This window comes from Amycolatopsis circi, assembly GCF_003385235.1.
In the GTDB taxonomy this organism is placed as follows: domain Bacteria; phylum Actinomycetota; class Actinomycetes; order Mycobacteriales; family Pseudonocardiaceae; genus Amycolatopsis; species Amycolatopsis circi.
Genome location: NZ_PQIA01000106.1, coordinates 24,750 through 33,622 on the forward strand (window position 1 = coordinate 24,750; position 8,873 = coordinate 33,622).

The following is an 8,873-nucleotide window of genomic DNA, read 5'->3' on the forward strand; positions in this document are numbered from 1 at the left end:
CCCCAAAGCCGGAACTGTTCCGGCCCGTGTGGTCAGATAGGCGCGCCTGCCTTGATGACGTGCTTCAGGCACTCTCTCGGTTTCGTCAGGACGGAGATGTCCTCCAGCGGATTGCCGTCGACGACCAGCAGGTCCGCGTGCGCGCCGACGGCGAGCGTGCCGATCTGGCCTTCCAAGCGCAGCAGCCGGGCGGCGGTGGTGGTGGCCGAACGGATGAGGTCCGCGTTGGGCTGAACCTGCGCGCGCAGGGTGAACTCGTCGAGCTGGTGGGCGTGCATGGGGCCGAGCAGATCGGAGCCGTAGACGAGGTTCACGCCTGCCCGGTGGGCCTTTTCCAGGGCGCCGAGCCCGGCTTCCCGTACGTCGTCGATCTTCCGGTAGGAGGCTTCGCCGAGTCCGTGCTGCCTGCCGACCTCGGCCAGCTGCTCGTAGGTGACGAGGGTGGGGACGAGGAACGCGTCGTGGGCTCGGAGCAGCTCAAGAGTCTCGTCGTCGAGGAGATTGCCGTGTTCGACGCAGCGGACGCCGGCGCGCAGCGCTCGGTTGATGCCGCGCGGATGGTAGGCGTGGACGGTGACGTAGCGGTTGTGGTTGTCGGCCTCGACGACCGCCGCACGGATTTCCTCGTCGGTGTACTGAACGGCGGACACCTCGTCGTGCGGGGAGGCGACGCCCCCGGAGAGCAGCATCTTCAAGTGCTGTGCGCCTTTCCGGAACTCGTCGCGCGCGGCCGTGCGCACGGCGTCGACGCCGTCGGCGATGCGGGCGAAGCCCGGCTCGTGCTGGCAGCACGGCATGCTGTCGTCGGACAGCGGACGAGCGTCGCCGTGACCGCCGGTCTGGGAGAGCGCTTTTCCGCCGAAGACAAGGCGCGGCCCAGGCATCAGGCCTTCGGCCAGAGCGCGGGCCATGCCGTGGTCGGCGCCGCCGACGTCGCGCACGGTGGTGAAGCCGCGCCGCAGCATGCGTCCGGCCTCTCGCAGGGCGCGGACCGCCGCGTAGCCGGGGGTCCAGGACGCGCGTTCGGCCGGGTCGATGCTGGTGACCAGGACATGAACGTGGGCGTCGACGAGGCCGGGCAGCACGGTCGCGCCGCCGGCGTCGATTATGCGCACGTCGTCGGGGACGGCCGGGGCGCGGCCGGTGCCGGTGCCGATGATCCGTCCGTCGGCGACCTCGAGCCAGGAGGACTCGGCGAGTTCGCCTTGTTCGGGGTGGAGCAGGCGGGCTCCGGTGATGAGCAGGCGGGTCATGCGGGGGTTCCTTCCAGTTGTTCGAGGCTGCGTCCGGCGGTGTTCTCGCCGAACGCGACGATCACGGCCACGGCGACGGCGAGGGCTCCGACGAGGATCAGGAAGACGTTGGCGAAGCCGAAGCTCCCGTACAGGTAGCCGATGGCGATGGGGGAGGCGATCGCGCCGATCCGGCCGACCGAGGAGGCCGCGCCCATGCCCGTGGCGCGGAAGGCGGTCGGGTACAGCTCGGCGGTGTAGGCGTAGTAGACGGCGGCCGAGCCGTTGGTGAAGGCGGCCAGGAAGGCCGAGCTGATCAGGAGGGCGGTCGGGCTGTTGGACAGAGCGACGCCGAGTGCGGAGAGCGTGGCTCCGGTGGCGTAGGCGGCGATGAGCCATTTCCGTTCGATGCGGTCGATCAGGACGCTCGCCACGTAGTACCCGGGCAGCTGGGCCAGCGCGGCGACCAGTCCGAAGAGGAACGACTTGGTGATGGAGAAGCCCTTGGCGGCGACCAGCATCGCGGGAAGCCAGCTGGCGAAGCCGTAGTTGACGCCGGTGATGATGAACCACAGGACCCACAGCACAAGGGTGGTGCGGGCCATCCGCCCTCGCCACAGGGCGGTCAGTCCGGCCGCTTTCTGCTGGGGCGCGGGACCAACCGGCGCGGGTGCCGGTGCCGCGTCCTGTGCCGCGACGCCTGACTCCCGCTCGAACTTTTCGATCACGGCCTCGGCTTCGGCGGTCCGGCCGCGCGCGATCAGGTAACGAGGCGACTCGGGCAGGTTTTTGCGCCACCACAGCAGAAGCAGGACCGGGGCGGCCGCGATGACCGCGGCGACGCGCCAGCCGGTCGCGGGATGCGGGGAGATCACGAGCGGCGCGACGACTCCGGCGAGGACGTAGCCGAAAGCGAGGAAGCCGACGGTCCTGGCGACGAAGCGGCCGCGGTGGCGCGCGGGCAGGAACTCCGAGATGTAGGGGGCGATCAGCGTCGTCTCCGCGCCGATGCCGACCCCGGACAGCGCCCGCCACACGAACAGCTCGGCCGTCCCGGACGAGGTGGCCATCAGCAGGCTGAACACGCAGAACACCAGCAGCGAGCACATCATCATCCGGCGGCGCCCGAACCGGTCGGCGATCACCCCCGCCAGCAGCGCGCCGACGAGGTAGCCGAAGAAGATCGAGGACAGCAGCCAGCCGGCGACGCCGGCGGGGATGTGCCAGATCACGATGAGCGCGGAGAGCGCGTAGCCCATCAGCGCGCCGTCGAAGGAATCGAAGGTGTAGCCCAGTCCGCCCTGGAACATCAGCCTGCGGTGCGGCCGCCCGGGTTCCAGGCGGTCGAGTCTGTCCAGCAGGGCCGAGCGGGTGCGGTCGGTGGTCGTCATGGTGCCTCCAAGCAGGGCGGGGCAGGCGATGACGCGCAACACTAGGTTCAAATCAGGATCTGTGCAACGATTGATGCATGAAGACTTTGACGATGCTGACGCTGCGGCCCGCGGCCGGCCGGACCCAGGAGGTGCTCGCGTACTACCGCGAGCAGGGCGTTCTCGAAGCATCCGGTGCGCTGACCGCGCAGGTGCTGGTCGACGGCGACGATCCGGACACGGTGGTGGTCACCGCGCTATGGGCAGACCGGTCCGCGTACACGGCCTGGCAGAATTCCCCGAAGCGCCGGGAATTCAGCGCGGGCATGGCGGCCTTCTTCGACTCCGCGCACGGCGCGCACACCCGGGAATTCCAGGTGGCGCACGAAAGCAGCCCGCCCGCGTGACCCCGGGCCGAGCCGACGAGGAGGACGCGTGACGATCGAGGCCTGGCTTGCCGGGCGGGACGGCCGCGACGCGCTCGGGGCTCCTGCCGAGCGAGTGGTGCACGTCCTCGTCCGGACGCCGCAGTTCGCCTCGTACTCCTCGGCCCGCGAGGTCGCCGAGCGAGCGGGCGTCAACGTTTCCACAGTCGTGCGCACCGCGCAGCAGCTCGGCTTCGAGGGCTGGACCGACCTCCGCCAGGAACTGCGCGCCTACTACCTCGACTCCATGGCCTCCGGCGACCTCGGCCCGGCCCAGTCCGCCGACGCCGCGGGAAGGACGCTCCGCCAGGACGCGGCCAACATCGCCGCGCTCAACACCGAAGAGAACCTCCAGGCGATCCGGGCCACCGCCGCCGCCGTGAAATCCGCGCGCCGCACCGTAGTCGTCGGTTCCGGCAGCGGCGGCGGACCCGCCCATGTCCTGGGCCACCTCGGCGCGATCATGGGCTACGACATCCAGCTCGCCCTCGGTTCCGCTACCGCGCAGGCCATTCAGGTTTCCCGGCTGGAGCAGGGCGACTGCCTGATCGTTTTCAACGTCTGGCGCCTCACGCGTGCCCTGCGCGGCCTGACCCGGATGGGCCGCGAACGCGGTGCCACCGTCTGCGTCCTCACCGACCTGAAGTCGTCACCTCTGGCCAAAGACGCCGAGCACTTGATCGTCACGCCGATTGAGGGCGTCCACGGCACCGCCTCACTCACCGCCATGGTCTCCGCCACGCAGGCGATCCTCGGCGAACTCACCGACGCCGACACCGGCCGAGCCTCCGGTCAGGTCCAGCAGGCATGGAACACCCTCGACCTCATGGACGACCAGCCCTAGCCCGGCGCGAACCGAGAAACCGACACCCGATCCACCCTGCCGCCGCGGCCGCGTTGGCGACCCGCGGTACCGACTGCGAGCGCCGTATACGCCTGGCGAGCCGGGCCGGTTGTACCGCATGCCGGCTTGCCGGACGCTCGGCGTTCAGGTTGACCGCGAGGACGAACTCGCCCCTCGGACGCGGCGAACAGCGATCGCGCGCACAAGCCGCCAGCCAGCCAACGGTTCCGCGCCCCCGCTCCCAAGCTTTCCAGCCTTCGGCCGCGCTCCAGGAACTCGACGGTCGCCTCCAAGCACCAGCGGCCACTTCCGACCCGCTCAATGGCGAGCAACCCACACCCCATTCCGGTGCCCGTCAGGCCGGCGCACCCTCTTGACGTGACCGGCCGCACAGTGCTTAAGTGCAGTGCATCCACAAGTGGATACACTTATGAGTCCCATGCGGACCGCATCACCACCGGGAGCGGCTCGAACGCGTCGTCCGGCACGGCGGGCGCGGTCCATGCCGCATCGATCTCCCGGGAGGGATCATGAAACCGCCGCCGCTGTCGTATCGCTCGCCGCGGACTGTCGACGACGCGCTGGATCTGCTGGCCGAGCACGGCGAGGACATGGCGGTCCTGGCCGGCGGGCAGAGTCTCGTGCCGCTGCTGAACATGCGGTTCGCCCGGCCCGCGTTCCTGCTTGACGTCAACGGGATCGACGAGCTGGACCGGATCTCGATCAGCGACGATGCCGTCACGCTGGGAGCCACCGTCCGGCTCGCCGCGGTCGAGCGCGACGCACGGCTGGCGGAGGCGCTGCCGGTGCTGGGGGCGGCCGCCGGTTATGTCGCGCATCCGCAGATCCGGAATCGCACCACTGTCGGCGGCACGCTCTGCCACGCCGATCCGGCCGCTGAATTCCCGACGGTCGCGGTGGGGCTCGGCGCGCGACTGCACCTGGTCTCCCGCGCCCGCGGCGCGCGCGTCGTAGCGGCCGAGGACTTTTTCGAGTCGGTGTTCATGACCAGCAAAGAGCCGGACGAGCTTCTGGTTTCCGTCGACTTTCCCCGGCTGCCGGGGTATCGGATCGGCTACGCGGAGATCGCGCGGCGGCACGGGGACTTTCCGTTCGCCGGGCTGTTCCTGGCTGTACGGACGGAAAACGAGGTCGTCACCGCGGCGCGGGCGTCGGCGGCGGGCGTAGCCGACCGTCCGGTCCGGCTGCCGGGATGCGAGACAGCGCTGATCGGGAGCCCGTTGTCCGGCCCGGCGATCGAGCAGGCGGCGGAGGCCGCGTCGGCCGAGATCGATCCGCCGTCGGACAACCACGGCTCCGCGGCATTCCGCCGGGGCCTGATTCGCACCCTTGTCCGGCGGCAGGCCGGGCAACTCCAGGAGGTGGCCGCATGAGCGAGGAAACCCGCACCGTGACCGCGGTGGTCAACGGTGCCGAGACCACCGCCGAAGTGCCGGTGCGCACGCTGCTCAGCGACTTCCTGCGGCACGATCTCGGCCTCACCGGCACGCATGTCGGCTGCGAACAGGGCGTCTGCGGGGCCTGCACGGTGCTGGTGGACGGCGAGCCGATCCGGGCGTGCCTGATGTTCGCGGTCCAGGCTGCGGGACGGCAGGTCGAGACCGTCGAATCGCTTGCTCAGGGCGGAGAGCTGTCGTCGTTCCAGCAAGCGATGAAAGACGAACACGGCCTGCAGTGCGGGTTCTGCACCCCGGGAATCCTGATGAGCGTGACCGCCGCCGAACGGCACGGGAAGGCCGTCGAGGAAACCGAAACCGAGGTGCTCGGCGGACATGTCTGCCGGTGCACCGGATACGTCGGGATCCGCTCGGCGATCCGCCGCTGCTGGAGCGAAGGAGCGACGCGCGCATGACCAGCCACATCGGCGCCCGCATGGCGCGGGTCCAGGACGACCGCCTCCTGGCGGGCGACGGGCACTACGTCGACGACCTCGACGAGACCGGCGTGCTGCACGCCGCGCTCGTCCGCAGTCCGATCGCGATGGGCGAACTCACCCACTTCGACGCGACCGAAGCGCGTGCTGTGGACGGAGTCACCTTGGTGCTCGGGCCGGACGAGATCGCGCCGCTGGTGGACGACGTCCCGCTCAGCTGGCTCCTTTACGGACAGCAGATTCCGGGCTGGCAGGTCGTCGGCACTACGGTCCGGTTCGTCGGCCAGCCGCTCGGCGTCGTGCTCGCGACCAGCCGGGCCGCGGCCGAGGACGCCGCCGAACTGGTCGAAATGGACTTCACCGAGAAGGCGGCCGTCGTCGGGATCGCCGGCGCCCGGGCCGCGGGCGCGACGCTGCTCTACCCGGAGACCGGCAGCAACCAGATCGGCAGCTTCCATTTCGGCACGGCGGTCGAAGAACTCGAGGAGGTTTTCGCAAGCGCCGCCCACGTGATCGAGCGCGATCTCGTCGTGCCGCGGATCAGCCACAGCCCGATGGAACCGCGCGGCCTGGTCGCCGAGTACACCAAGGCCACCGGCGAACTTCTCGTCGTGAGCAGCACGCAGGTACCGCACCTCGTCCGGCAGGAACTCGCACAGGCCCTGCGGCTGCGCCAGGACCAGGTGCGCGTCGTCGCACCGGACGTCGGCGGCTCGTTCGGGCAGAAAGCGTCGCTCGCGCCGGACGAGGCGATCGTGTGTCTCGCGGCGAAACTGCTGGGGCGCAAGGTGAAGTGGATCGAAGACCGGACCGAGGCGCTGGTGGCGGCGTACCAGGGGCGCGGCACGTTCTCCCGTTCCCGGCTCGCCCTCGACGCGGACGGCCGGTTCCTCGCGATTCACGCCGACCTCCACGGCGACGCCGGCGCGTTCTGCAGTTCCGACACCGGCGGCACCGGCCCGTTCCAGGTGGCCGCGCTGATGATCGAAGGCCCGTACCGCTACGACAAAGCAGGAGCGACCGTCACCGGCTGGTACACGAACGCCACCCCCACCGCCGCTTTCCGCGGCTACGGCATGCAGGAAGGCACCTGGATCCGCGAGCGGCTCGTCGACGAAGCCGCCCGGGTGCTCGGCATCGATTCGATCACGTTGCGGCACAAGAACATGCTCCGATCTGACGCGCTTCCCCATCTCACCCACACTGGGGTGCCGTTCGACAACGGCGACTACCCCGACGTCCTCGCCCGCGCGGCCGCGATCGCCGAGCAGAAGCGGAAGCCCTCGACCGACCGGGTCCGCCGCGGCATCGGGCTGGCGTCGATGGTCGAGATCACCGCGTTCGCGCCGAGCGCGCTGCTGGAAATGTTCCACATTCATTGGAGCGGCTACGAAACCTCGACGATCCGGGTCAACGAGGACGGCACCGTCACGGTCTTCTCCGGCGTCACGAACGTCGGCCAGGGCATCGACACCGCGCTGACCCAGGTCGCCGCCGAACGGCTGGGCGTGCCCTGCGACTGGATTCGCGTCCGGCTCGGCGACACGGCGGTCACGCCCTACTCGAACATCGGCTCCCAGGCGAGCCGGGCCCTCGCACTCGCGGGCGGCGCGCTCTGGAACGCCGCGGACAAACTCGCGCAGCGCATGCACGCGCTCGCCGCCGCGTACCTCGACGTCACCCCCGAGCAGGTGCGCCTCGACGGCGACAAGTTCCTGGCCGAGGGCGGCGCGTCCATGCCGTGGCGCGAAGTCGCCCACCGCGGCTGGCTGGGCTGGGGCCGCGGCGAATCGACGGCCATCCGGCTCGAAGAGACCGTCGAATTCGACCCGGCGAGCATCACCTTCGGGTACGCGACGCACGGCGCGCAGGTCGCGGTCGACCTCGACACCGGGCAGGTCAAGGTCGAGGACTACTGGATCGTCCACGATTCCGGCGTGATCGTGAACCCGACCATCGCCGAGGGCCAGATGCTCGGCGGGTTCACCATGGGACTGGGCAGCGCGCTGCACGAGCAGGTCACCTACGACCCCAACGGCCAGCCGACCGCGACCACCTACCTCGACTACCTCGTCCCGCTGTCCGAGGACGTTCCCGACGTCGTGCTGGAGCACGTCGAAACCCCCAGCGGCCTGATCCCCGGCGGGTTCAAGGGCCTCGGCGAAAGCGGCACGATCCCGCCGCCCGCCGCGATCGGCAACGCGGTCGCCGCCGCGGTGCCGGAGATCGCCGAGCGGATCACCACCACTCCCCTGCACCCGTCGCGCGTCTGGTCCTGGCTGGACGACGCGAAACTCACCCGCTGACGGAAAGGAACCATGGAACTCCAGCACACCTTCCGCGTGCCGGCCCCGATCGAGCAGGCCTGGACCGCGCTGCTCGACGTCGAGCAGGTCGCGGGCTGTCTCCCCGGCGCGACGCTGACCTCCTACGACGGGGAAACGTTCGCCGCCGCCGTCAAAGTGAAGATCGGCGCGATCCAGCTCGCCTACGCCGGGCAAGGCCGGTTCGTCGCACGGGATCCGGGCGCGCACCGGGTCGTCATCGAAGCGGCGGGCAAGGAGCGGCGCGGCGGCGGGTCTGTCGCGGCCACCGTGACCTGCGCGCTCGACGCCGACGGCGGTTCGACGGTCGCCACGGTCGGGACCGATCTGACGATCACCGGGAAACCGGCCCAGTTCGGGCGCGGGGCGATCGAGGACATCAGCGGCAAGATCATCGACCAGTTCGCGCGGAACCTCTCCGCCCGGATGGCCGCACCGGTCTCGCCTCCGGTCACGCCTTCAGGGACGCAGCATGCGCCGGAACCGTTGCCGGAGAAAGACGACGCGCTCGACCTTCTCGCCCTGACCAGCCCGGCGCTCAAACGCAACGCCGCCGCGGCGGGCGTGCTCGCGATCGCGCTGCTGCTGATCACGGTCCTGCGCCGACGCCGCTGAGACAGAACGAGAAGGGCCCGGCGGATGTCCGCCGGGCCCTTCTCGGCCATGGGTCAGCGTCCGACCCGCCCGCCCGGCCGTGCCAGTCCGCGCACCCCCAGCCCGCTGTCCACCGGCACCATGGTCGCGGTGATCGCGCGCGACTGGTCCGAGGCCAGCCGCGTGAAGA

The 8,873-nt window shown here is 70.3% G+C and carries 8 protein-coding genes; 6 read left to right on the top strand and 2 right to left on the bottom strand.

Translation table 11 applies throughout. The features are described from left to right. Positions 1-32: 32 nt before the first annotated feature. Entirely contained in the window at positions 33-1,253 is a 1,221-nt protein-coding gene (locus D0D37_RS33785) for a metal-dependent hydrolase family protein (protein ID WP_116204649.1), read from the bottom strand. Then, positions 1,250-2,623: an MFS transporter gene (locus tag D0D37_RS33790; protein ID WP_162834594.1), complete on the bottom strand. Its 1,374-nt coding sequence runs from the start codon at positions 2,621-2,623 to the stop codon at positions 1,250-1,252. Before D0D37_RS33790 ends, D0D37_RS33785 begins: the two co-directional genes overlap by 4 nt. Positions 2,624-2,700: 77 nt before the next feature. Here D0D37_RS33790 and D0D37_RS33795 point away from each other — a divergent pair, with 77 nt between their 5' ends. From D0D37_RS33795 to D0D37_RS33820, 6 genes are all read left to right on the top strand, one after another. Then, positions 2,701-3,009 carry an antibiotic biosynthesis monooxygenase family protein gene (locus D0D37_RS33795; protein ID WP_116204651.1) on the top strand — a complete coding sequence of 103 codons (309 nt, stop codon included), beginning with the start codon at positions 2,701-2,703 and terminating at the stop codon, positions 3,007-3,009. A gap of 28 nt (positions 3,010-3,037) precedes the next feature. Further along, on the top strand, positions 3,038-3,871 hold the full coding sequence (locus D0D37_RS33800; RefSeq protein WP_116204652.1) for a MurR/RpiR family transcriptional regulator: 834 nt from the start codon (positions 3,038-3,040) through the stop codon (positions 3,869-3,871). A gap of 530 nt (positions 3,872-4,401) precedes the next feature. Continuing rightward, entirely contained in the window at positions 4,402-5,265 is an 864-nt protein-coding gene (locus D0D37_RS33805; RefSeq protein ID WP_116204653.1) for an FAD binding domain-containing protein, read from the top strand. After that, positions 5,262-5,744 (top strand): (2Fe-2S)-binding protein, encoded by a 483-nt coding sequence (locus tag D0D37_RS33810; protein WP_116204654.1) that lies wholly within the window; start codon positions 5,262-5,264, stop codon positions 5,742-5,744. Before D0D37_RS33805 ends, D0D37_RS33810 begins: the two co-directional genes overlap by 4 nt. After that, positions 5,741-8,071 carry a xanthine dehydrogenase family protein molybdopterin-binding subunit gene (locus D0D37_RS33815; RefSeq protein WP_116204655.1) on the top strand — a complete coding sequence of 777 codons (2,331 nt, stop codon included), beginning with the start codon at positions 5,741-5,743 and terminating at the stop codon, positions 8,069-8,071. Before D0D37_RS33810 ends, D0D37_RS33815 begins: the two co-directional genes overlap by 4 nt. A gap of 12 nt (positions 8,072-8,083) precedes the next feature. Then, on the top strand, positions 8,084-8,704 hold the full coding sequence (locus D0D37_RS33820) for an SRPBCC family protein (protein WP_116204656.1): 621 nt from the start codon (positions 8,084-8,086) through the stop codon (positions 8,702-8,704). Positions 8,705-8,873: the final 169 nt, after the last annotated feature.

Excerpts from the sequence above, each read along its gene's own strand:
- D0D37_RS33785 (WP_116204649.1), bottom strand. The coding sequence starts at position 1,253 with ATGACCCGCCTGCTCATCACCGGAGCCCGCCTGCTCCACCCCGAACAA.
- D0D37_RS33790 (WP_162834594.1), bottom strand. The coding sequence starts at position 2,623 with ATGACGACCACCGACCGCACCCGCTCGGCCCTGCTGGACAGACTCGAC.
- D0D37_RS33795 (WP_116204651.1), top strand. The coding sequence starts at position 2,701 with ATGAAGACTTTGACGATGCTGACGCTGCGGCCCGCGGCCGGCCGGACC.
- D0D37_RS33805 (WP_116204653.1), top strand. The coding sequence starts at position 4,402 with ATGAAACCGCCGCCGCTGTCGTATCGCTCGCCGCGGACTGTCGACGAC.
- D0D37_RS33810 (WP_116204654.1), top strand. The coding sequence starts at position 5,262 with ATGAGCGAGGAAACCCGCACCGTGACCGCGGTGGTCAACGGTGCCGAG.
- D0D37_RS33815 (WP_116204655.1), top strand. The coding sequence starts at position 5,741 with ATGACCAGCCACATCGGCGCCCGCATGGCGCGGGTCCAGGACGACCGC.
- D0D37_RS33820 (WP_116204656.1), top strand. The coding sequence starts at position 8,084 with ATGGAACTCCAGCACACCTTCCGCGTGCCGGCCCCGATCGAGCAGGCC.